Genomic DNA, 21,640 nt, shown 5'->3' on the forward strand with positions numbered 1-21,640 from the left:
TCACCATGAACGTAGAGAATCATCCAGTCGTCTCGCGGGAAGAATGGCTCGCCGCCCGCCGCCAACACCTGGCCCACGAAAAGGCCTTCACTCGCGAACGAGACAAACTCAGCGCCGAACGTCGCGCCCTGCCCTGGGTCAAAATCGACAAACCCTACCGCTTCCAAGGCCCCCACGGCGAACTGAGCCTGGCCGACCTGTTCGGCGGCCGCAGCCAACTGATCATCTACCACTTCATGTTCGGCCCCGGCTGGACAGAAGGCTGCCAGGGCTGCTCCTTCCTGTCCGACCACATCGACGGCGCCAACCAACACCTGGCCCACCACGACGTGGCCGTGGTCGCCGTCTCCCGCGCGCCCTTCGCCGAATTCCAACCCTTCAAGCGCCGCATGGGCTGGGCCTTCGATTGGGTCTCATCCGAAGGCTGCGACTTCAACTACGACTTCGGCGTCAGCTTCAAAGCCCAAGACACCGCCGCCGGAAAAGCCACCTACAACTACGAAAAAACCGACACCACCGAAGGCGAACTCCCCGGCCTGAGCGTCTTCTATCGCAACGAAGCCGGCGACATCTTCCACACCTACTCCACCTACGCCCGCGGCCTCGACATCCTGGTCGGCACCTACAACTACCTCGACCTGACGCCCAAGGGCCGCAACGAAGACGAAATCATGGACTGGGTGCGGCATCACGATAAATACCAAGAGGCCAAGCCCCACAACTGCTGCCACAGCTGATACGCCAACCCGCCCAGTCGAGCGCGATCCCCGTGGCGAGGGAGCTTGCTCCCGCTCGACTGCGCAGCAGTCGCCTGCGTTGCCTGAACCAAAGCCGACAACCGCTAGGCCAAAGGTCCTACATGAAGCTCGGAAAGCGGTGTCTTGTAGCTCAAGAGCGAGTCGCCCTATAGTCCCTCGTCGCCCAAAAAGGCGACCGGGTTTGGCGACTCGATCTACAGAGAGACTCATCAATTTTCGAGGCTCTGATTATGACCAGATACATGCCCATCACCGGAATCGACTGCACCCCGGCCACCCTGCTCATCGACACCGAAGCCCCGCTCGATGTCCTTTTCGAAACAGCTGATTACCGCATTCGAACCGTAACCCAACTGCTGGAAAACATCGCATTCCGTTCGGATATCAGCTCCGATACGGTGGTGCTTTCTGACTTCTGCAAGATGCTGACAATAGCGCTGCGCGATGGGTGTGATGTGATGGACGTGATTGGGAGACGGGTGCGGAGGCAGGCATCGGAATAATGAAAACGGGCGACCTTTGGGTCGCCGTTTTTACATGCGTGGAGAGCACAAAATGATTGAGACCTTCACAGAATTTGATCCCGCAGAATACCTCAGCACTCCAGAGACCATTGCGGAGTTCATGAGTGATGCCCTGGAAACCGGCGATGCAAGCTATAGCTATGTTGCCAAAGCGATGGGATCCGTCGCACGTGCCAAAGGGATGACCGAACCGAGGCGGGAGACCGGCGTGCACCGCGAATAGCGATACTGATCCTTCAGGAGGGAATGTTTATGGCGCCGCATAGCTCTCGTAATCCAAGGCGATCCTGTCGTCTTTCGAGTAGCTGACATACACCACCACCGCATCGCTGCTGGCGACCAAGGCATAGGGCCATTTGCCGTTAGCCTTCCTCATCTGCTCGTACAATTCCAAAAAGTAATTTTTGGTCTGGCCCCGTGGGTCATAAGGCAATTGCACCTGAAAAATCGGATAGTGCCCGCCATTGCACAACTGCACCCGCTCCAGCTTGATGTCATTTTTCTCCAACACTGTGCGAGTTGGATGCCGCCAGGTAACGAGGTCGACATCGCGACAATCGCTGGCCGTGCCATTGTAAAGCTCGGTGTTTTCCAGGGCGGGAAGTGCCGAAGCCAGGCAAGGGAAAAGCAACAATATCAGGGGAAGAAAACGCGGCACGGCAGCGCTCCGAAAGGGACGGGAGCGCGATTGTAATGCCTTTTACCAAGAGCAAATGAACAAAAGGGTAGTCGGGAGACTTTACGCCTACGACTCATTGGGGCTGAGTCCTTGATTCGTTGGAGTATGTTCGTAGTTATCACCGTAGACCAGGACCAGCCATTTTCAGTTTTTCTCTTTCAGGTCAATTGGTTAGCGGCTAAGTAAGTGCCATTCAAATCTACCCACTTTTTCAGTTAGTCAGTTTTTATTAGGGCCTGAAGATATTTAAATGGAGCATTTCCAAGCTCAAACCCCATATCCAATGCCAATTCGTGAATCTCTTTAAACTCACCAACACTCAGCACCACATCATACTCACAAATATATTCACAAAGAATTTCTAACGCCAAGCGCCCCTCATTATACTTAACATAGTCCAACGCCCCATCCAGAAACACCGACTCCAAACGCCCTTCAAATTTAGCACCTAGCTTTAATATCCGTTGCGAGCACATAGAAACCTACTTAATCGATTTATAAGGTGGTATCGGTGCATCATCAGGAAATGCAGTTACAACATTGTTTATCGCGGATTGATAAACGACACGCATACGAACCCCATCACGCACCTCATAAGCAACCAACTTCGCCGAATCGCCATTTTTTGTATATACAAACCACCAGTTCCAGTCTGAGCGTACCACTTCGTATCTGGTGAAGTCACAACCTCGCCCAAAAGGCGGGTGAGGACATGTTCGGTCCCTCGAGCGGAAAGCGACATCAAAATAGTCGCGCAATATTAATGAGTCGTCATTTTGACATCGACCAAATGGATTGGGCTTTGAGGCTATTGCGGGAACCATTCGTCTGAAACCAGATGGGTCCGCCACCCATAAAAAAACCGGACCCAAGGTCCGGTTTTTTATTGAAAGAGCGTTGCTCCTGTTTCAGACAGCAGGGCAGTCCGCGTTTGCGACCCTCCTGCTCGAGGTGTTTGGCTGCTACTTGCCCGTACTCTCAACCACGTCCTGCCCCTGAAAGCCCAAAGCATATTTGCGGGCCCGCTCAACCATGGTATGAGGATCCGGCAAGCCTACGGTTTCTGGGTTCCTGAAGCCGGTAGGCTCAACGAAGTTCGGCGTATGGGGTTTGACCTTGGGTGGTTTGATCGCATCAAACAGGAAACTGAAGCCTTGTTTCAATTGGCTCTGGGCAATGCCGTGACACCCCATGCAACCGCCCATGGTCAGGCTTTGCGTGCCGTGGTCATAATCCGGCACCCTGATGTTCTTAAAGTCACGGGTATTGGTCAGGATGCTGTCCTCCGGAATGGGGAATGAGTTGCCTCCGCGAAACAGCTGGATCCCCGGCTGACTGCTTTCGACCATGATATTGGYCAGGTAGTAATCCGGGTCTGTTTGTTCGCTCGAAGGGATGGCCTGCACCCCTTTAAGACGGTAGTGCTTCCAGACTGAATTGGTGAATTCGCCGCTCTCCTCCATCAGCGCCTGGACCTGTTTGTTGACCGCAGCGACTTCGTTAAAGACGGTTAGCGGTTGCACTACAGTGATCGGACCGGCCTGCCCCTTGGGTATCCCCTTGGTACCGGAGTAGATTTGCGGAACGCTCGACTTCACGAAATCGGTCCTGGGCAGGACAACCTCATGGGTTTTGTCGCCGTCGGAAAACTTAGCGACCGGTGGGCCATCAGGCTTCGATGCGGAAGTGGTGGGGTAATCAATCCTGTTGTAGTTGGCGATGTAGTAGAGACCGGTCGGCGACTTGCCGTCAGGTAATGTCAGGGCATCTTCGTGCTCGAACGTGGCAAAGATGAAGGTCGGGTAATTCGCCGTCTTATGGATGATGTGCAACGCAACCAATGCGTAGTCTTCGTTGTGAGCCATCGGACTAGCATCGGTGCCTTGGTAGGTCACCACCGTTGCCGTATGGTAGCGCCCGCGATTCTCTACTGGGATGTCTGCCAGCTTGCGCCATGCAGCCTTGACCTCCACTGCTCCGTCGGGCAGGACTATATTGGTGTCGGGGTAGCTGGTCAGCTTCTTGGCATACTCATAGATGACCGGATTCGCCTTGGCCTCAAACAATATCTGACTGTCCTTTGAAGGCACGTAGTCCCCGGTTGGGTCTTCTGTTGTCTTCGCTGCATGTGGAGGATTAACCGGGAAAAATATGGCGTTCTGACCGATTTGGGTCGCCTCATCCAGATTATTGTAATGAGCATAGGTAGCGCCCGACGCCAAAGGTGCCCCCTGGGGAAACTCGATATAACTGTATTGCGGGTCAGAACCAAATGGACGCGTAGGGCCGCCTGCTCCGTTTCTGTTCATTCCCGGGAACAACTCGGTACGGTGAGCGAAGGTCTGCCATAACAAGGGGCTGGGAGACTTCGACACCTTGCCCGAATCGGCAAAGCTGCTGGCGGGGTTGCCGACGCCGCGGTTAGCGGGCAATGGTGCCGCAGCCGTATTGTTCAGTGCGAAAAAGCTGCGCCAGGCGAAGGTTGCATAGTCGGTATGGCTAAGGCCCGTCGGCAGGTCCACGGGCAGTTTCGGGTCACGCGCGGTTAGATCGCTTGTAGTAATGCCATAGGAAACCCCCAACCCCGAGGGGTAGGCAGAGCGCCCGGAATAAGCGTAATAGGGCGCCCATTTAAGTCCAGCGGTTGAACCGGTCGGGCCGATTGAATCGGCCGAATAATAAATATTGGGGCCACTGCTGATGAACAAGCGCTCATTGACCAACGTTGCACTGTTCAGGGAGCTCTTGTCAGGTATCCCCGTCAGCCCCTGCTTCGCGCCCCAGTTACCACCCCGGTCATAAGTACGCTCGAACAGGCCGCCGTTAAAGAAAGTGTAATAGACCCTCAAATCACCGTTATAGACGACAGGTACCAGATTCACGATCGTCTCGGGGCCTTCTTGGAATGCGGTTTTCTCCGAGCTCCATTTAACGCCATCATAGGTCACGTAATAAACAGCCTTACCCCTGTTCTCGTTATACAAGATGAACAACTGACCGTTATAGACGACAGGCTTGTTACTTGCGGCCGTATGGACGGTCGGAACAGGGCTGACATTAGGCGGCCAGCCGTTTCCGTCCCGAGAGCTGATAGTATTTAAGCGACCTTGCACATCAGCAAAGGTCAGTACCAGTTCTTGCTTGAATACGGTTGCCGAGACATCAGTCAAGATGCTGCCCACCGGGATGAATTTTGGCGCGGACCAGCTTTTCCCCTCTACTGAGGAGGAATAATAGATTTTTTTCTGATCATCTCTACTGGTCCAGAACATATAGACCTGGCCCTTGAACGATTGCACCACCGGAACAGTGTATGTGGACTTGAATGGCACAGTGCTCGTCGAAGAAGGCTTGCCGCCTGAGGCGGCTGGATTGTCAAAGACATCGACGACAATCCCCCCACCTTGTAATAGTGGCGTGGCGGTAATCAGCCGCTCCGCATAGGCCGATGAGAGCGCAAATAGACCACACAGACACAACACCAACCGACCGAGTATCGTTCTAAGGCTCATAGGTTTCATTCCTTGAGAGAGTGACTACCTCAGGTAACACGTATGCCTGGATAGTTATTCCATTTGCTAAAGCATGATCTGCACCGACAGCGAAGTGTCCAAGCGCATTCTCCATGGTAGTCGACTGTTTAATATCGGCTAGGAGAACGCCGAAAAAGACCTCAAGCGGTGGCGACTCAAGGTGAACTTTCCAACCAACCCGGGCCTCAACCCATTACCTGCCCAACAAGGAATATGAGGCTCTGCCATGAAAACCCTCTTGAAACTCACCCTTGCAGCCACCCTCACCTGTGCCCTGCCCGCCTGGGCCACTTGCACGCCAGAGGAAGCGACCGCCAAGCGCGAACAATTGGCAAATGAAGTGGCCAAGCTCACCGAACAGAACCCGGCCAAGGCCAAGGAAATGAACGACGAGTTGCAGGCGATGGACCTGGAGACTGCCAGCAAGGATGTGCCGGATAAGTGCCAGTTGATCGATAAGCGTTTGGAAGAGCTGAAGAAGGCAGAAAAGAAAGCCGGTTGACTGCACAAGGCCGAGCACAACCCGCTTTTGTGGGAGGGGATCTGTGGGAGCAAGGCTTGCCCGCGATGAAGGCGATGCGGTCTTTCAGAAACCGAGGCGTCTGTGTCGCGAGCAAGCTTTGCTCCCACAAATCCCCCTCGCCACAGGGTATGGTGTCAGATTCAGTTGCCCATAAAAAAACCGGACCCAAGGTCCGGTTTTTTCATAAAACGCTAACGCTGACTCACTCAGCCGCTGGCGCCTCTGGCTTGCGGCGCTTGAGTGGGGCCATGCCGTCCTTGCTGACCAGCGACGGAGTGTCGCTCTTCGGGCGGTTGGCGGTCTTGCGCTTGGTCGGGGCCTTGGCGCCGGTTTTCTTCTTGTCGCCCTTGGCGTCGACCTTTTTCTTCTTCACGCCAACGGCCTTGCCCGAGGCCTTGACCTTCTTCGGCCCGCCGTAGGTGCCTTTGACTTCCTTGATGGTGCGGCGCTCGAAGCTCTGCTTGAGGTAGCGCTCGACGCTCGACATCAGGTTCCAGTCGCCGTGGCAGATCAGCGAGATCGCCAGGCCGTCGTTGCCGGCACGACCGGTACGACCGATGCGGTGCACGTATTCGTCGCCGCTGCGGGGCATGTCGAAGTTGATGACCATGTCCAGGCCTTCCACGTCCAGGCCGCGAGCGGCGACGTCGGTGGCGACGAGGATTTTCACGCCGCCCTGCTTGAGGCGGTCGATGGCCAGCTTGCGGTCCTTCTGGTCTTTCTCGCCGTGCAGTACGAACGCCTTGTATTCCTGGGCCACCAGGCGGCCGTAGATACGGTCGGCCATGGCCCGGGTGTTGGTGAATACGATGGCTTTTTCGTAGGTCTCGTTGGCCAGCAACCAGTTGACGATCTGCTCTTTGTGCTGGTTGTGGTCAGCGGTGATGATCTGCTGGCGGGTGGTGGAGTTCAGTTGGCTGACCGCGTTGAGCTGCAAGTGCTCAGGGTTGTTCAGCACCTTGGCGATCATCTCGCGCAGGCCCGAGCCGCCAGTGGTGGCGGAGAACAGCATGGTCTGCTGGCGGTTGGTGCATTCGTCCACCAGGCGCTGCACGTCTTCGGCAAAACCCATGTCCAGCATGCGGTCGGCTTCGTCCAGCACCAGTACTTCGACTTCCTTCAGGTCGAGGTTGCCGGCGTTCAACTGCTCGATCATCCGCCCTGGGGTGCCGATCAGGATGTCCGGCACCTTGCGCAGCATGGCGGCCTGGACCTTGAAGTCTTCGCCGCCGGTGATCAGGCCGGACTTGATGAAGGTGAACTGCGAGAAGCGCTCCACTTCCTTCAAGGTCTGCTGGGCCAGTTCACGGGTCGGCAACAGGATCAGGGTCTTGATGCTGACGCGGACCTTGGCTGGGCCGATCAGGCGGTTGAGGATCGGCAGCACGAACGCCGCGGTCTTGCCGCTGCCGGTTTGCGCCGTCACCCGCAGGTCACGCCCCTGGAGCGCGAGCGGAATAGCCGCTGCCTGCACCGGCGTTGGCTCGACAAATTTAAGCTCGGCCACGGCTTTGAGCAGGCGTTCGTGCAGGGCGAATTGGGAAAACACGGGTGCTACCTCGAAGAAATGCAAAAAAACAGCTGCATAGGGTAACGGTTTCGAGCGCGAAGGCCGAGTTTCTTTATACAAACGGCGGTAAATCAGTGCATTTTTATCAGCTGCTATTGCATCAACGGTCACTTGAGCGGGCTTAAATGCTCTAATCGCACCGTCGCGTCTTTATAGAAGAACCGTTTCGTCCATGGACATCAAACAACTCTGGGTCAATTTCCAAGACCTCTGGGGTGCCCTTGACCAGCACCCGATCCTGCATTCCGGCATCGCCCTGATGTTGCTGCTGGTCATCGCATTGGTACTCGGGCGCGTGGCACGTTACCTGATTTTGCACGCCGCCAAGTTGCTGGGGCGCCAACCGGCCTTGAACTGGGTCAACGACCTGCGCCAGAACAAGGTCTTTCATCGCCTGGCGCAGATGACGCCGTCGCTGATCATCCAGTTCGGTCTGCACCTGGTGCCGGAACTGAGCAAGACCAGCATGATTTTCCTGGGCAATGTCGCCCTGGCTTTCACCATCCTGTTCATGGTGCTGAGCCTCAGTGCCCTGCTCAGCGCCATGCTGGATGTCTACGCCCGCACTGAGCATGCACGTACCCGCTCGATCAAAGGCTACGTGCAACTGACGAAGATGGTGCTGTATGTGTTTGGCGCGATCATCATCGTTGCCACCCTGATCGACCGCTCGCCGCTGTTGCTGCTGTCAGGCCTGGGTGCGATGTCGGCGGTGATCCTGTTGGTCTACAAGGACACCCTGCTGTCGTTCGTCGCCAGCGTGCAACTGACCAGCAACGACATGCTGCGGGTCGGCGACTGGATCGAGATGCCCCAGGTCGGCGCCGACGGTGACGTGGTGGACATCACGCTGCACACGGTCAAGGTGCAGAATTTCGACAAGACCATCGTCTCGATCCCCACGTGGCGCCTGATGTCCGAGTCGTTCAAGAACTGGCGCGGCATGCAGCAATCGGGCGGGCGACGGATCAAGCGCAGCCTGTTCATCGACGCCAGCGGCGTGCGTTTCCTGCATGACGAGGAAGAACAGCGCCTGACCCAGGTGCGCCTGCTGACCGACTACATCGGCCGCAAGCAGGCCGAACTCAAGGCCTGGAACGAGGCCCAGGGCAACGTCGCGGCGATGTCGGCCAACCGTCGGCGGATGACCAACCTGGGCACCTTTCGCGCCTATGCGCTGGCGTATTTGAAAAGCCACGCGGAGATCCAGCCGAACATGACCTGCATGGTCCGGCAGTTGCAGACCACCGCCCAGGGCATCCCGCTGGAAATCTACTGCTTCACCCGTACCACTGCGTGGGCGGACTACGAGCGCATCCAGGGGGATATTTTCGATTACCTGCTGGCGGTGATGCCGGAATTTGGGTTGAACCTCTACCAGCAGCCAAGCGGCACGGACCTGCGCTCGGGGCTGCTGCCGGCGGTGCTGGGGGCGAGCCACCTGCCGGAACCGCAGAAGCAGGTGGTCTAAAGCCGCCCCCCATTCCCCTGTGTGCGAGCTTGCTCGCGATGGCGGTGTATCAGTCAGCATCCATGTTTCTGACACACCGCCATCGCGAGCAAGCTCGCTCCCACAGTGCTCAGAATCCAGAATTCAAGGTGAAGGACTCAGTGTGCAGGCAGCGGTTGGCGTACCCCCAACCGACTGATCCAAACCGCCGCCAATATCACCGACCCACCCAGCAGCAACCGCCCCAGTGCCTCATGCTGGTTCCAGATCAGCAGGTTCACCAGCAGCCCCACCGGCACATGCAGGTTGTTCATCACCGCCAGCGTCCCGCCATTGACCAGGCAGGCGCCTTTGTTCCACCAGTACAGCCCCAACGCGGTGGAAACCAGCCCGAGGAACACCAGCACGCCCCATTGCAGCGGCGCTTCAGGCCAGAAGTTGGCCTTGCCGAACAGCAGGAAAGCCGGCAATGCCACCATCAGCGCACCAAGATAGAAATAACCGAAACGCCGGTAATGCGGCAGGTCGCTCGGGTGGCGGGCCACCAGGTGCTTGTACAGCACCTGCCCGGCCGCATAGGTGAAGTTGGCCAGCTGCAGCAGCAAGAAGCCCATGAAGAAATCCGGGTTGATCCGGTCGTAGCGAATCACCGCCGCACCGGCCACGGCCACCAGCGCCGCGATCAGCGCCCAGGGATTGAAGCGACGGTTCAACGCGTCTTCGATCAAGGTCACGTGCAGGGGCGTCAGGATGGTGAAAAGCAGCACCTCGGGCACCGTCAGCACTCGGAAGCTCAGGTACAGGCAGACGTAGGTCACGCCAAACTGCAAGGCGCCGATCATTAACATGCCGCGCATGAACGCCGGCTCCACCTGGCGCCAGCGCGTCAGCGGGATGAACACCAGCCCGGCCAGCAACACCCGCACCAGCACCGCGAAATAACTGTCCACATGCCCGGCCAGGTACTCGCCGATCAGGCTGAAGGAAAACGCCTGGATCAATGTCACAAAAAGTAGATAGCCCATACCGCCCCTCGTTTCGAATGGCGGCGAAGATAGCGGTTTTGAACGGTGGGAGCGAGCTTGCTGGCGATTGGGGGTGTCAGTCAGCATTTGTATTTCTGAGCCACCGTAATCGCGAGCAAGCTCGCTCCCACAGGTACCCCGCTAACTTGGAACTTCATCCACGACCCAAGGAGTGGCCTGACGCTGGTGCCGATGGCTGGCGGCACGCTGGAGCACTCGGGTCAGCGCCTGGAAGTTTGCCGGTTTGGTCAAGATGTCATCGGCACCAGCGGCCCTGAAACGTTCTATCTCGCTGGAAAAAACACTCGCGGTGAAAGCAACGATGTAGCAAGTGTCGCCCTGGGGTAACTCGCGGATTCTACGCACAGCCTCCATCCCATCCATCACGGGCATGTTGATATCCATCAGAATGATCTCTGGCATCGAAGCCACGCAACGATTGACCGCTTCCAGGCCATCTGACGCAAGGTCGGGTGCATAACCCAACTCTTGTAGCATCGCCATGGCCACTTTCTGGCTCACCGGATGGTTCTCCGCCAGAAGGACATCGAGCGGATAATCCTCGGCAAAAGACGAGTCGAAGCCAACCGCCGCATGATCATCCTTGATGGGTATTTCCGAGACTGAAAAAAGCGCAAGCGGGAGAGAGAAAGAGAATGTCGAGCCGACACCTGGCTGACTGGTGAACGTTAAAGTCCCCTGCTGCGCCTCGAGCAGGTTCTTACAGATAGAAAGACCCAACCCACTCCCAGTGAAGCGTTGGCTAGCCGGCCCTTTGAACTGGGCAAAAGGCTTGAACAGATTGTCTTGCCGTTCCGTGGGGATACCGATGCCGGTATCGCGTATGGAGAAGTCGAGCCACGCTTGAGAGCCGTAACCGCTGGTGGTGACCAGCAGCGATATTTTTCCGGCTTCGGTAAATTTGACCGCATTGCCCAGCAAGTTGATCAATATCTGGCGAAGGCAATCCATATCGGTCTTGACCAAAGGCGGTACGTCCGGGGAAAACTGCGCCTCCAGCACTATGGGTTTGTCCTGGATATTTTGCCGGATTAGTTCCATACAGGATGAAACCAGTGCTCTCACTTCGAAAACACGAGGTTTCAATTCAAGTTTGCCCGCTTCGATTTTGGCAAGGTCGAGAATGTTATCGATAAGAGACAGCAGGGTCCGTCCACTGGAATGAATCGTTGTGAGAAGACGGCGTTGCTCGGGATCCAGGGCGGACCGGGCCAATAACTCGGTCGCGCCAATGACACCGTACATCGGGGTGCGAATTTCATGACTCATGGTTGCCAGAAAGCTGGTTTTTGAACGATCAGCGTCTTCGGCGGCATTTTTAGCCTGATTCAATACCTGCTCATTGACTCGCAGTTGCTGGAGATGAGCGCGCATGCGTAAAAGGAGGAAAGCGAGAAATACCAGGATGGCCAGGATGATGTGGTACAGGGAGTCATGATTAAGTTGTTGGTAGTAGCTCGCCAAGGTAACTTCCGCCCCGACAACATACACCGTACCGTCCTGTGATTTTAAGGGGACAAAGACCGCGCGAAAATCACCCCAATGATCCGAGTAGTCGATCCAGGTTGGCTCGGTACGCTCAAAACTATCGAGCAACGCCTGGCTGGCATCGGGATAAGGGTCGAAAAAGCGCACGAAATTCTTCTCTTGAATTTCTTTTTTCGATGCGCTGGAACTGACCAGGTAGGCCTTTGCACCTCGCTTGATCACGCTATAGACAAAAGCAGTGCCCATGGACTCGTTGAAGCCGGAGAGGCGCTGAATGGTATCCCAGTCCTGCGCTTGCGATTTGGATTGTTTATCGACCAGATTGTCATGGTAACGGTCGCCGAGGATGGCCGAAGCACCCAGCGCGGCATGCAGCAATTTATTATTAATGTTGTCAGTAAGGACGCTTTGCGTCTCGACATAGAGGTAGTAGATATAGCCACCTGCCCCTATGAGATAGACCAGGAATAGAGCCCATGTTTGCCGTTTGATTTTTAACATATCACAGCCTCCCTACTGTAATTCGGCGCATAAATTACCACAGCCAGACGTCGACAGACTTGCCCAATCCGAGTGAGTTTACGGCCTGCCTATCTCCCGGCCCTCAAGGCTTGAGGGGCCGTTCATGTTTAGGTGGTGGTTATTTCCATTTCCCCAAAAAAAAAGCCCGATCTCGCTAAAGCGTTCAATCGGGCTGATGCACTCAGGAGCAATAAGTGCAAAGGGAGGTTCGATGCGCAAAACGATTTGAAGGGAAGCGCCAGGCCACTAGACCACCTGGCGATTATCCGAGGATTAACGGATCAGGCGACCTGGGACAGTTTGGCGTTGGCCTGATTCAGGCCCTTCTCCTGGAAGTCGCCGCCCAGGTTCATGCCTTCGGCATGGATGAAGGTCACGTCGTGGATCCCGATGAAGCCCATGACCTGGCGCAAGTAGGGTTCTTGATGGTCCGTGCTGCCACCGGCATGAATGCCGCCACGGGCGGTCAGCACGAAGGCGCGCTTGTCGGCCAGCAGGCCTTGAGGGCCGGTGGGGGTGTATTTGAACGTCACGCCGGCACGCAGCACATGGTCGAGCCAGGCTTTCAGGGTGCTGGGGATGGCGAAGTTGTACATCGGTGCAGCCATTACCAGCACGTCGGCGGCCAGCAGTTCATCAGTCAGTTGGTTGGAGCGCTCCAGCGAGGCGTTTTCAACGTCGCTGCGCTGCTCGGCCGGCTTCATCCAGCCACCCAGCAGATTGGCATCCAGGTGTGGTACCGGGTTGATGGCCAGGTCGCGAACGCTGATTTCATCGGCCGGGTGCGCCGCTTTCCACTGGCTGATAAAGGTCTGGGTCAGTTGACGGGACACCGAGTCTTGCTGGCGGGCACTGCTTTCGATGATCAGAACGCGGGACATGGCTTGTAGGCTCCATCTGAGAATGTTGTCAGTCGATGGAGCGAAGGTTAAACGCGAACATATCGATGAAAAAGCGCAAATAACTGCTGTAAAGCATCGATAAATTCGTTTATAAGCGAAGCAAGCAATATTGCCTGCCCCACTGCCGGGCTATTTCGGCTGACAGGTCAGCTTGATGCGCAGCTTGATGATGTTGCGGTTGAACTTGGCCGTGGCGTTCTTGAACTTGCCGGCGGCGACTTCGAGCTTGCGGGTGCGAGGTGCTTCCGGGCCATTGCTGAAGACCACGGTACAAGCCGCATCGGTGCTGCCGTAGTTGTTGACCTGGATGGAACCGATATCGGCATCGGTGTCATAGGCGTTGTAGTCGATGCTCAAGCCGTTGAGGTGTTTTTCCACATCGATCGGGTAGGCAAACGCAGTCAGTGGCAGCAAGGCCAGCACCACACAACAGATTTTCTTCATTCGGCAGTCTCCACCAAGGGACTGCCAGCTTAGGACAAGAGGAGCTCGATATGAAAGCGCCCCGCGTAACCCTTGATCAATGGCGCACCTTGCAGGCCGTGGTCGACCACGGCGGCTTCGCCCAGGCCGCTGAAGTGCTGCATCGCTCCCAGTCGTCAGTGAGCTACACCGTGGCCCGCATGCAGGATCAGCTCGGCGTACCGTTGCTGCGCATCGATGGACGCAAGGCCGTGTTGACCGAAGCCGGTGGCGTACTGCTGCGCCGCTCGCGACAACTGGTGAAACAGGCCAGCCAACTGGAAGACCTGGCCCACCACATGGAGCAAGGCTGGGAAGCGGAAGTGCGCCTGGTGGTCGACGCGGCCTACCCCAACGCCCGCCTCGTTCGCGCCTTGACGGCGTTCATGCCACAAAGCCGTGGCTGCCGGGTGCGGCTGCGCGAAGAAGTGTTGTCGGGTGTCGAAGAAGTGCTGCTCGAAGGCGTGGCCGACCTGGCCATCAGCAGCTTCAGCATTCCTGGCTATCTGGGGGCAGAATTGAGCGACGTTGAATTCGTCGCGGTGGCCCATCCCGAACACGCCCTGCATCGCCTCAACCGCGAGCTGACGTTCCAGGATCTGGAAAGTCAGTTGCAAGTAGTGATCCGCGACTCCGGACGCCAGCAACCTCGCGACGTGGGTTGGCTCGGCGCCGAGCAGCGCTGGACCGTCGGCAGCCTGGCCACCGCCGCGACCTTCGTAGGCAGCGGCCTGGGCTTCGCCTGGCTGCCCCGGCACATGATCGAGCGGGAACTCAAGGAAGGCACGCTTAAACAGCTACCCTTGGATCAGGGCGGCAGCCGCAACCCGAGCTTCTATTTGTATTCGAACAAGGAAAAACCCCTGGGCCCGGCCACGCAAATCCTGATCGAATTGCTGCGCACCTTCGACACCGCGCCGCTGGATGCGCCATTCGCCGCCCCTGAACAAGCCTGACAAGGATTTCCCCGATGGCCTATTTCGAGCACGAAGGTTGCAACCTGCACTACGAGGAATACGGCCACGGCACGCCCTTGGTGCTGGTCCACGGGCTGGGTTCCAGCACCCGCGACTGGGAAAAGCAGATCCCGGTGCTGTCCGCCCATTACCACCTGATCGTGATGGATGTGCGCGGCCACGGTCGCTCCGACAAGCCGCGGGAGCGCTACAGCATCGAAGGTTTCAGCGCCGACCTGATCGCCTTGATCGAACACCTGGGCCTGGGCCCGGTGCACTTGGTGGGCTGGTCCATGGGCGGCATGATCTGTTTCCAATTGGCGGTGGATGAGCCCGAACGGGTCAAAAGCCTGTGCATCGTCAACAGCGCGCCAGAGGTCAAGGTCCGCACGCTCGACGATTGCTGGCAATGGTTCAAGCGCTGGAGCCTGATGCGCCTGCTCAGCCTGGAGACCATCGGCAAGGCCCTCGGCGCCAAGTTATTCCCCAAGCCCGAACAAACCGAGTTACGCCTGGAAATGGCCCGACGCTGGGCAAAGAACGACAAACGTGCTTATCTCGCCAGCTTCGATGCGATTGTAGGCTGGGGCGTTCAGGAACGACTTTCGCAGGTTGCCTGTCCAACCCTCGTCATCTGCGCCGACCACGACTACACCCCGGTGGCGCTGAAAGAAGCCTATGTAAAACTGCTGCCCGACGCACGGCTGGTGGTCATCGCCGATTCACGGCACGCTACCCCGCTGGACCAACCCGAACGCTTCAACCAAACCCTGCTCGACTTTTTGACCGCAACCGATTCCACCACTCAGGATCACTGACCCCATGCTGAAAAAAATCGCCCTTGCCGCCGGCACCGTACTGTTTGCCGCCAACCTGATGGCCGCGACACCCGCCAAGGCACCGCATGTATTGCTGGACACCACCAACGGCCAGATCGAAATCGAGCTGGACCCGGTCAAGGCCCCCATCAGTACCAAGAACTTCCTTGAGTACGTGGACAGCGGCTTCTACAACAACACGATTTTTCACCGTGTGATCCCGGGCTTCATGGCCCAGGGCGGCGGGTTCACTCAAGCCATGCAACAAAAAGACACCAAGGCGCCGATCAAGAACGAAGCCAGCAATGGCCTGCACAACGTTCGTGGCACCTTGTCGATGGCCCGCACGTCCAACCCGGACTCGGCCACCAGCCAGTTCTTCATCAACGTGGCCGACAACGCCTTCCTCGATCCGGGCCGTGACGCCGGCTACGCAGTGTTCGCTAAAGTGGTCAAGGGCATGGACGTGGTGGACGTCATCGTCAACTCCCAGACCACGACCAAACAAGGCATGCAAAACGTGCCGATCGACCCTGTGCTCATCAAGTCGGCCAAGCGCATCGACTGAAGAGGCACACGGCAAGCCTGGCCGGCGCGGTCATCCCGCGCCGGCCATAGCAATAAAGGAGAGCCCCTGCCAGGGCATTGACTGATGGTTTATCGCCGTTTCGAAACACTGATCGATATCTTCCGCGACGCCCCCACCTCGGCCCCGCCGAATCGCGTCCTGCCCTTCTACACCTATTACCTGAAACAGGTCTGGCCCAGCTTCGCCGTACTGCTGGTGGTCGGCCTGATCGGCGCGCTGATCGAGGTGGCGCTGTTCAGCTACCTGAGCCGCATCATCGACCTGACCCAGGGCACGCCCAATGTGGACTTCTTCAAGGTCCATGGCCTGGAGCTGGCCTGGATGGCCGTGGTGGCGCTGATCTTCCGGCCGATCTTCGTGGCCCTGCATGACCTGCTCGTGCACCAGACCCTGAGCCCCAGCATGACCAGCCTGATTCGCTGGCAGAACCACAGCTACGTGCTCAAGCAGAGCCTGAATTTCTTCCAGAACGACTTCGCCGGGCGCATCGCCCAGCGCATCATGCAGACCGGCAACTCCCTGCGTGACTCGGCGGTGCAGGCCGTGGATGCCCTGTGGCACGTGCTGATCTACGCCGTCAGTTCCCTGGTGCTGTTCGCCGAAGCCGACTGGCGCCTGATGATCCCGCTGCTGATGTGGATCGCCGCCTACATCGGTGCACTCTGTTATTTCGTGCCACGGGTCAAGGAGCGCTCGGTGGTGTCGTCCGACGCCCGCTCCAAACTCATGGGCCGGATCGTCGACGGCTACACCAACATCACCACCCTCAAGCTGTTCGCCCATACCAACTTCGAACAGCAATACGCCCGCGAAGCCATCCAGGAGCAGACCGAAAAAGCCCAGTTGGCTGGCCGGGTGGTGACCAGCATGGACCTGGTCATCACCAGCATGAACGGGCTGCTGATCGTCGGCACCACGGCGCTGGCGCTGTGGTTGTGGACCCAGTCGCTGATCAGCGTCGGCGCCATCGCGTTGGCCACCGGGCTGGTAATCCGCATCGTCAACATGTCCGGCTGGATCATGTGGGTCGTCACCGGCATCTTCGAAAACATCGGCATGGTCCAGGACGGCCTGCAGACTATCTCCCAACCGGTCAGTGTCACCGACCGCGACCAGGCCAAGCCCCTGGCGGTGGCCCGGGGTGAAGTGCGTTTCGAGCATGTGGATTTCCACTATGGCAAGAAAAGCGGCGTGATCGGCGACCTGAACCTGACCATCAGGCCCGGCGAGAAAATCGGCCTGATCGGTCCGTCCGGCGCGGGTAAATCCACCTTGGTCAACCTGCTGCTGCGCCTCTATGACGTGCAAGGCGGGCGCATTCTCATCGATGGCCAGGACATCGCCGAAGTCGGCCAGGAAAGCCTGCGCGAGCGCATCGGCATGATCACCCAGGACACCTCGCTGCTGCATCGCTCGATTCGCGAGAACCTGCTCTACGGCAAGCCAGACGCCACCGATGCACAACTCTGGGAAGCCGTGCGCAAGGCCCGGGCCGATGAGTTCATCCCACTGCTGTCGGACGCCGAAGGCCGCACCGGCTTCGATGCCCATGTGGGTGAACGCGGCGTGAAACTGTCCGGCGGCCAGCGCCAGCGCATCGCTATCGCGCGGGTGCTGCTCAAGGACGCGCCGATCCTGATCATGGACGAAGCGACGTCAGCGCTGGACTCGGAAGTCGAGGCGGCCATCCAGGAAAGCCTCGAGACGCTGATGCAAGGCAAGACCGTGATCGCCATCGCCCACCGCCTCTCCACCATCGCCCGGATGGACCGGTTGGTAGTGCTGGAGAATGGTCGCATCGCCGAAACCGGCAGCCATGCCGAACTGCTGGCCCATGGCGGGTTGTATGCGCGATTGTGGCAGCATCAGACGGGTGGGTTCGTGGGGATCGACTGATCTCTACCAGACACCACTGACCCCGTGGCGAGGGAGCTTGCTCCCGCTGGGGTGCGCCTGTAGGAGCTGTCGAGTTCAACGAGGCTGCGATCTTTCCCCAGACACTTGAATCTCAAGCGAAAGATCAAGATTAAAAGATCGCAGGCTTCGCCAGCTCCTACAGAGCCCAGCGGGAGCAAGCGCCCTCGCCACAGGGATCCGGTTTGAATCAGCAATACTGAAAAATTCTGTCCAGGATCCATTTAGCCCACACCGCAACCACATACTCCTCACCGACCACGGCCAAAACCGCCACCGTCCATGACGCTGGCGGTTTTTTTGTCGCTGGATTTGTCGCCGCGCTCTGCTGTACTCAAGTCAGGTTCTGGAGATGAACCTGTCGTAATACTGCTGGATGCATAACCGATCATCACGACTGTTTCATCAAGGAACCTTATGTCTTTACTCAAACGTTCAACGACTGAGTTGTTGGGTACGTTCTGGCTGGTATTGGGTGGCTGTGGCAGCGCGGTATTGGCTGCCTCCGGGATTGGCGTGCTGGGGGTTGCCCTGGCCTTCGGCTTGACGGTGTTGACCATGGCGTTCGCCATCGGGCACATCTCGGGCTGCCACCTGAACCCCGCGGTGTCGGTGGGCTTGTACGTGGGCGGGCGGTTTCCGGCCAGGGAGTTGCCTGCCTACATCATTGCCCAAGTCATAGGGGGCGTGTTGGCCGCCGCGTTGATCTACTTCATCGCCAGCGGCAAGGAAGGCTTTGACCTGGCCGCGTCCGGCCTGGCCGCGAACGGTTATGGCGAGCATTCTCCCGGTGGGTATTCGATGGCGGCCGGTTTTGTCACCGAACTGGTCATGACGGCGATGTTCATCCTGATCATCCTCGGCGCCACCGATAAACGTGCGCCGGCCGGGCTGGCACCGATTGCCATCGGCCTGGCCCTGACGCTCATTCACCTGATCTCGATTCCGGTCACCAACACGTCCGTCAACCCGGCCCGCAGTACCGGTCCGGCGCTGATTGTCGGTGGCTGGACCATCGAGCAGCTGTGGCTGTTCTGGGTGGCGCCGCTGCTGGGCGCCGTCATCGGCGGTGTCTCGTACCGCTGGCTGGGCCAGGAAAACCGCTGAGTCACACCCGCGAAGATCAGCACTGCCGATAAGGCAATGCTGTCTTCGCCTCTTCGGCATAGGCCAGTACACCCTCATGTTCGCGCATGAGAAAGTCCTCGACCGCCGCCTTCAAACCAGGGTGGCGCAGGTAATGCCATGAGCGGGTAATCACCGGCTCGAACCCGCGAATCAATTTGTGCTCGCCCTGGGCGCCGGCGTCAAAGCGCTGCAAGCCGTGGGCAATCGCGTAGTCCATGCCTTGATAGAAACAGGTCTCGAAGTGCAGGCGGTCGAACTCCGCCAGGCAGCCCCAGTAACGTCCGTAGAAACTGTCGCCGCCCACCAGGCTGAACGCCATCGCCACCGGCCGCGAACCTTGCTTGGCCAGCACCACACGAATGGCCTCGGGCATGCGTTCGGCCAGCAGGCTGAAGAATGTTCGGGTCAGGTACGGCGCCTGCCGTCGTATCGCGTAGGTGTTGGCGTAACAGGCGTAGACAAAATCCCACTGCGCCTCGTCCAACTGATGACCTTCGAGCCATTCGAACGCGATGCCCTGCCCCGCCACTTGTTCGCGCTCCTTGCGCATCTGCTTGCGCTTGCGGGAACTGAGCGCATCGAGAAAATCCTGGAAGTCCCGATAACCGCGATTTTGCCAGTGATACTGACAGCCGATCCGCTGCAGCCAGCCCTCCTGCCCGGCAAGTGCCGCGTCGGTGAAGGCGTCGGTGAAGTTGATGTGGGCGCTGGAAAGCCCTTCGATTTCCAGATACCCCGGCAAGCTGCCCAGCAGCTCCAGGCCATCTTCCCCGCGCGCCGCCAGCAACCGCGGGCCACTGACCGGGCTGAACGGCACCGCTGTCAGCAGCTTGGGGTAGTAGTCGATGCCGGCGCGGGCACAAGCGTCGGCCCAGGCGTGGTCGAACACGTATTCGCCGTAGGAATGCCACTTGCGGTAACTGGGCAAGGCCGCCAGCAGACGACCGTCTTCAATGTGCAGCAAATGCTCGGCTTGCCAACCGGAATTCGGCCCCAGGCTGGCGCTGTCTTCCAGGGTGCTGAGGAAGGCGTGGCGCAGGAAAGGCTGGTTGGCGGGCACCAGCGCGTCCCACTCGTGCGGCGCGATGGTGGACAGGCTGTCCAAGACGTGAAGCGGCATGCGATTCCTCGATAGCCAGACGACGGATGGAGCGAGTATCGCCGATCCTGACCAGGCGCACATAAAAAAACCCCGCCAGGGGCGGGGTTCAAAGGAGCGCTTTAACGGATGAAGTCAGAGCGGTGTATCAAGTCAGCGCGATTTAGAACACGTACTGGGCACGCATCACAAAACCGTCGCCATCGTCGTCGCCATTGGCGTTGGTGACTTTGTCGGTCTTGGCCTTGATGTAGGCAGCGGAAATTTTCACCGCTTCGTTGGCGTACCAGTTCACGCCCAGGTTGTGCACCTTGGCTTCGGCATCGCCCACGTCGCGGGTCGCCGAGGCAGTGGTGATGTTGTCGTCTTCGACGGTCAAGCTGTCGAAGCGATAGAACACTTCCCAGGCGCCGATGGATTTGTTCTGAGGTTTGATCGCGTCAAACTTGCCGACTTTATAACCACGGGACTCGCCGGTGAGGGTGTACGCGCCCTGTACGTAGAAACCATGGCCTTTGATGTCTTCGAAACCATCGGCATCAGCCTTGGTCTTGCGAGTGATGTATTCACCCTGGATCGACGCAGGCCCCATGGCGAAAGCGGCTTCCAGGCCGAACGCGGTGTCGCGGTCGTACGAACCGGCTGGCGAGTTGTTCGCGCCGCCCAGTACCGGACGGTTGCCGTTAGGGCCGGCGTCGTTGCCACCCAGGGTTTCAACGCCACGCATGCCCAGGCGGGAGCGATAACGCGCATCGAAGACGGTGTCCGAAACGTCGCGCGAAGCCACGTTCACACCGAAGTGCAGCACGTTGCCGGCTTCGTGCATCGGGGCGAACACAAAGCGACCGTTGACTTGCTTGACGCTGTCGCCGTCGGTGTCGTCGGTGTCCTTGCTGAACACACCGGCCGAGGCATAGAACGAATCGGCGAAGGTGCTGGAGGCTTGCAGGCCCAGGCCGTTCTGATGGCTGTTGGTCCAGTCGATCAGGTCGTAGGCAGCGTTACGCTCTGGCGCAGTCACCCACTTGGAGCTGGTGGCTTTTTCCAGGCCGAAGTCGGGGTCAAAACGACCAACCTTGATCGAAACCGGCTTGAAGCCGTTGTAGGCCAGGGACGCTTCGTCGAAGTAGCCGTTATCGGAGTCGCCACTGTTGTGGGACATGTCGTAGTTGATGGTGTAGGCCCAATCCGTGTACAGCACGCCGGACAGTTCCAGGAAGGCGCGACGGATGTAAGCGGCGTCGGCCGATTTGCCGTTGTCGGTGTAGATACCGTCGAACTGGCTGTAGTCAGCCTGCAAACGACCACCGAGCTTGAAGCTGAACTCTTTGTCAGTGGTAGCGACCTCAAGGCCGCCCTTGGTTTTGACCACGATATCGGCGCCGTCGGTGGTGACGGTGCCGGCGAAAGCCTGGGCGGTTACTGCCATTGCCAGTGCGCTGGCGGCAACACCTGCGAAGTGCTTGCGGATCATCGAAGAATTCCCCTGTTGGTAGTCTGTGCCGTTAGAAAACACGCGGAACTGGGCCCGCTGGTGTTGGGAGGGGATCTTGGCGACGGGTTGTGTCAGGCGAGTTGCTATCACATAAAGATTTTATGACAGCGGAACTTTTTACTTCGAATAGGAATAACCGAAACCCCCTGTGGGAGCGAGCTTGCTCGCGATGGCGGTGGTTCAG

At 58.2% G+C, this 21,640-nt stretch carries 19 protein-coding genes and 2 pseudogenes; 10 read left to right on the forward strand and 11 right to left on the reverse strand.

Going from position 1 to position 21,640, the window contains the following annotated elements:
• Positions 1-5 precede the first annotated feature (5 nt).
• The 3 genes and pseudogenes from AB4Z20_RS11120 to AB4Z20_RS11130 all read left to right on the forward strand — a co-directional run.
• Positions 6-737, forward strand: a complete 732-nt coding sequence (locus AB4Z20_RS11120) for a DUF899 domain-containing protein (RefSeq protein WP_253472324.1) — start codon at positions 6-8, stop codon at positions 735-737.
• A 251-nt stretch (positions 738-988) separates the two neighbouring features.
• A complete protein-coding gene (locus AB4Z20_RS11125; RefSeq protein WP_258690563.1) occupies positions 989-1,261 on the forward strand; it encodes a hypothetical protein in 273 nt (90 codons plus the stop codon).
• A 52-nt stretch (positions 1,262-1,313) separates the two neighbouring features.
• Positions 1,314-1,502: pseudogene (locus tag AB4Z20_RS11130) on the forward strand (addiction module antidote protein); the annotation flags it as partial.
• 30 nt (positions 1,503-1,532) lie between these two features.
• Here the strand turns inward: AB4Z20_RS11130 and AB4Z20_RS11135 are convergent.
• From AB4Z20_RS11135 to AB4Z20_RS11150, 4 genes and pseudogenes are all read right to left on the reverse strand, one after another.
• Positions 1,533-1,940, reverse strand: a complete 408-nt coding sequence (locus AB4Z20_RS11135) for a hypothetical protein (RefSeq protein ID WP_320390044.1) — start codon at positions 1,938-1,940, stop codon at positions 1,533-1,535.
• A 236-nt stretch (positions 1,941-2,176) separates the two neighbouring features.
• The gene (locus AB4Z20_RS11140; protein ID WP_320390043.1) at positions 2,177-2,437 is read right to left on the reverse strand and encodes a MafI family immunity protein; all 261 of its coding nucleotides are present in this window, start codon (positions 2,435-2,437) and stop codon (positions 2,177-2,179) included.
• A gap of 6 nt (positions 2,438-2,443) precedes the next feature.
• Positions 2,444-2,658 (reverse strand): annotated as a pseudogene (locus AB4Z20_RS11145) (hypothetical protein); the annotation flags it as partial.
• A gap of 265 nt (positions 2,659-2,923) precedes the next feature.
• A complete protein-coding gene (locus AB4Z20_RS11150; RefSeq protein ID WP_442089881.1) occupies positions 2,924-5,473 on the reverse strand; it encodes an exo-alpha-sialidase in 2,550 nt (849 codons plus the stop codon).
• A gap of 247 nt (positions 5,474-5,720) precedes the next feature.
• Here AB4Z20_RS11150 and AB4Z20_RS11155 point away from each other — a divergent pair, with 247 nt between their 5' ends.
• Positions 5,721-5,996, forward strand: a complete 276-nt coding sequence (locus tag AB4Z20_RS11155; protein ID WP_442089882.1) for a hypothetical protein — start codon at positions 5,721-5,723, stop codon at positions 5,994-5,996.
• Between the two features lie 223 nt (positions 5,997-6,219).
• On the opposite strand, the gene AB4Z20_RS11160 is transcribed toward AB4Z20_RS11155, so the two are convergent.
• Complete coding sequence (locus tag AB4Z20_RS11160; RefSeq protein ID WP_153387798.1) at positions 6,220-7,566, reverse strand: DEAD/DEAH box helicase; 1,347 nt, start codon at positions 7,564-7,566, stop codon at positions 6,220-6,222.
• 193 nt (positions 7,567-7,759) lie between these two features.
• Here AB4Z20_RS11160 and AB4Z20_RS11165 point away from each other — a divergent pair, with 193 nt between their 5' ends.
• Positions 7,760-9,058 carry a mechanosensitive ion channel family protein gene (locus AB4Z20_RS11165; protein ID WP_253472314.1) on the forward strand — a complete coding sequence of 433 codons (1,299 nt, stop codon included), beginning with the start codon at positions 7,760-7,762 and terminating at the stop codon, positions 9,056-9,058.
• Between the two features lie 137 nt (positions 9,059-9,195).
• Here the strand turns inward: AB4Z20_RS11165 and AB4Z20_RS11170 are convergent, their stop codons facing one another.
• The 4 genes from AB4Z20_RS11170 to AB4Z20_RS11185 all read right to left on the reverse strand — a co-directional run bounded on the left by AB4Z20_RS11170 (position 9,196) and on the right by AB4Z20_RS11185 (position 13,439).
• Complete coding sequence (locus AB4Z20_RS11170) at positions 9,196-10,062, reverse strand: carboxylate/amino acid/amine transporter (RefSeq protein ID WP_442089883.1); 867 nt, start codon at positions 10,060-10,062, stop codon at positions 9,196-9,198.
• Between the two features lie 141 nt (positions 10,063-10,203).
• Positions 10,204-12,072 carry an ATP-binding protein gene (locus AB4Z20_RS11175; protein ID WP_253472310.1) on the reverse strand — a complete coding sequence of 623 codons (1,869 nt, stop codon included), beginning with the start codon at positions 12,070-12,072 and terminating at the stop codon, positions 10,204-10,206.
• Positions 12,073-12,374: 302 nt separating this feature from the next.
• Positions 12,375-12,974, reverse strand: a complete 600-nt coding sequence (locus AB4Z20_RS11180; protein ID WP_018607593.1) for an FMN-dependent NADH-azoreductase — start codon at positions 12,972-12,974, stop codon at positions 12,375-12,377.
• Between the two features lie 150 nt (positions 12,975-13,124).
• Positions 13,125-13,439 carry a hypothetical protein gene (locus tag AB4Z20_RS11185; RefSeq protein WP_018607591.1) on the reverse strand — a complete coding sequence of 105 codons (315 nt, stop codon included), beginning with the start codon at positions 13,437-13,439 and terminating at the stop codon, positions 13,125-13,127.
• 50 nt (positions 13,440-13,489) lie between these two features.
• Here AB4Z20_RS11185 and AB4Z20_RS11190 point away from each other — a divergent pair, with 50 nt between their 5' ends.
• The 5 genes from AB4Z20_RS11190 to aqpZ all read left to right on the forward strand — a co-directional run bounded on the left by AB4Z20_RS11190 (position 13,490) and on the right by aqpZ (position 18,841).
• On the forward strand, positions 13,490-14,413 hold the full coding sequence (locus AB4Z20_RS11190) for a LysR family transcriptional regulator (protein ID WP_003198924.1): 924 nt from the start codon (positions 13,490-13,492) through the stop codon (positions 14,411-14,413).
• A gap of 14 nt (positions 14,414-14,427) precedes the next feature.
• Positions 14,428-15,231 carry an alpha/beta fold hydrolase gene (locus AB4Z20_RS11195; RefSeq protein ID WP_442089885.1) on the forward strand — a complete coding sequence of 268 codons (804 nt, stop codon included), beginning with the start codon at positions 14,428-14,430 and terminating at the stop codon, positions 15,229-15,231.
• Positions 15,232-15,235: 4 nt separating this feature from the next.
• Positions 15,236-15,799, forward strand: coding sequence for a peptidylprolyl isomerase (locus AB4Z20_RS11200; RefSeq protein ID WP_214512043.1), 564 nt, complete (start codon positions 15,236-15,238; stop codon positions 15,797-15,799).
• An 84-nt stretch (positions 15,800-15,883) separates the two neighbouring features.
• Positions 15,884-17,716 (forward strand): ABC transporter ATP-binding protein, encoded by a 1,833-nt coding sequence (locus AB4Z20_RS11205; RefSeq protein ID WP_253472306.1) that lies wholly within the window; start codon positions 15,884-15,886, stop codon positions 17,714-17,716.
• Positions 17,717-18,151: 435 nt separating this feature from the next.
• Complete coding sequence (aqpZ, locus tag AB4Z20_RS11210) at positions 18,152-18,841, forward strand: aquaporin Z (RefSeq protein ID WP_442089886.1); 690 nt, start codon at positions 18,152-18,154, stop codon at positions 18,839-18,841.
• Positions 18,842-18,857: 16 nt separating this feature from the next.
• On the opposite strand, the gene AB4Z20_RS11215 is transcribed toward aqpZ, so the two are convergent.
• Entirely contained in the window at positions 18,858-19,982 is a 1,125-nt protein-coding gene (locus AB4Z20_RS11215; protein ID WP_442089887.1) for a GNAT family N-acetyltransferase, read from the reverse strand.
• A gap of 142 nt (positions 19,983-20,124) precedes the next feature.
• On the reverse strand, positions 20,125-21,435 hold the full coding sequence (locus AB4Z20_RS11220; protein WP_214512047.1) for an OprO/OprP family phosphate-selective porin: 1,311 nt from the start codon (positions 21,433-21,435) through the stop codon (positions 20,125-20,127).
• Between the last annotated feature and the right edge of the window lie 205 nt (positions 21,436-21,640).

This window comes from Pseudomonas sp. KB_12, from assembly GCF_052114545.1.
GTDB lineage: Bacteria > Pseudomonadota > Gammaproteobacteria > Pseudomonadales > Pseudomonadaceae > Aquipseudomonas > Aquipseudomonas brassicacearum.

Coding starts and splice junctions, on each gene's coding strand:
- AB4Z20_RS11120 (WP_253472324.1), top strand. CDS start 6: ATGAACGTAGAGAATCATCCAGTCGTCTCGCGGGAAGAATGGCTCGCC.
- AB4Z20_RS11125 (WP_258690563.1), top strand. CDS start 989: ATGACCAGATACATGCCCATCACCGGAATCGACTGCACCCCGGCCACC.
- AB4Z20_RS11140 (WP_320390043.1), bottom strand. CDS start 2,437: ATGTGCTCGCAACGGATATTAAAGCTAGGTGCTAAATTTGAAGGGCGT.
- AB4Z20_RS11155 (WP_442089882.1), top strand. CDS start 5,721: ATGAAAACCCTCTTGAAACTCACCCTTGCAGCCACCCTCACCTGTGCC.
- AB4Z20_RS11165 (WP_253472314.1), top strand. CDS start 7,760: ATGGACATCAAACAACTCTGGGTCAATTTCCAAGACCTCTGGGGTGCC.
- AB4Z20_RS11170 (WP_442089883.1), bottom strand. CDS start 10,062: ATGGGCTATCTACTTTTTGTGACATTGATCCAGGCGTTTTCCTTCAGC.
- AB4Z20_RS11175 (WP_253472310.1), bottom strand. CDS start 12,072: ATGTTAAAAATCAAACGGCAAACATGGGCTCTATTCCTGGTCTATCTC.
- AB4Z20_RS11180 (WP_018607593.1), bottom strand. CDS start 12,974: ATGTCCCGCGTTCTGATCATCGAAAGCAGTGCCCGCCAGCAAGACTCG.
- AB4Z20_RS11185 (WP_018607591.1), bottom strand. CDS start 13,439: ATGAAGAAAATCTGTTGTGTGGTGCTGGCCTTGCTGCCACTGACTGCG.
- AB4Z20_RS11190 (WP_003198924.1), top strand. CDS start 13,490: ATGAAAGCGCCCCGCGTAACCCTTGATCAATGGCGCACCTTGCAGGCC.
- AB4Z20_RS11195 (WP_442089885.1), top strand. CDS start 14,428: ATGGCCTATTTCGAGCACGAAGGTTGCAACCTGCACTACGAGGAATAC.
- AB4Z20_RS11200 (WP_214512043.1), top strand. CDS start 15,236: ATGCTGAAAAAAATCGCCCTTGCCGCCGGCACCGTACTGTTTGCCGCC.
- AB4Z20_RS11205 (WP_253472306.1), top strand. CDS start 15,884: ATGGTTTATCGCCGTTTCGAAACACTGATCGATATCTTCCGCGACGCC.
- aqpZ (WP_442089886.1), top strand. CDS start 18,152: ATGTCTTTACTCAAACGTTCAACGACTGAGTTGTTGGGTACGTTCTGG.
- AB4Z20_RS11215 (WP_442089887.1), bottom strand. CDS start 19,982: ATGCCGCTTCACGTCTTGGACAGCCTGTCCACCATCGCGCCGCACGAG.
- AB4Z20_RS11220 (WP_214512047.1), bottom strand. CDS start 21,435: ATGATCCGCAAGCACTTCGCAGGTGTTGCCGCCAGCGCACTGGCAATG.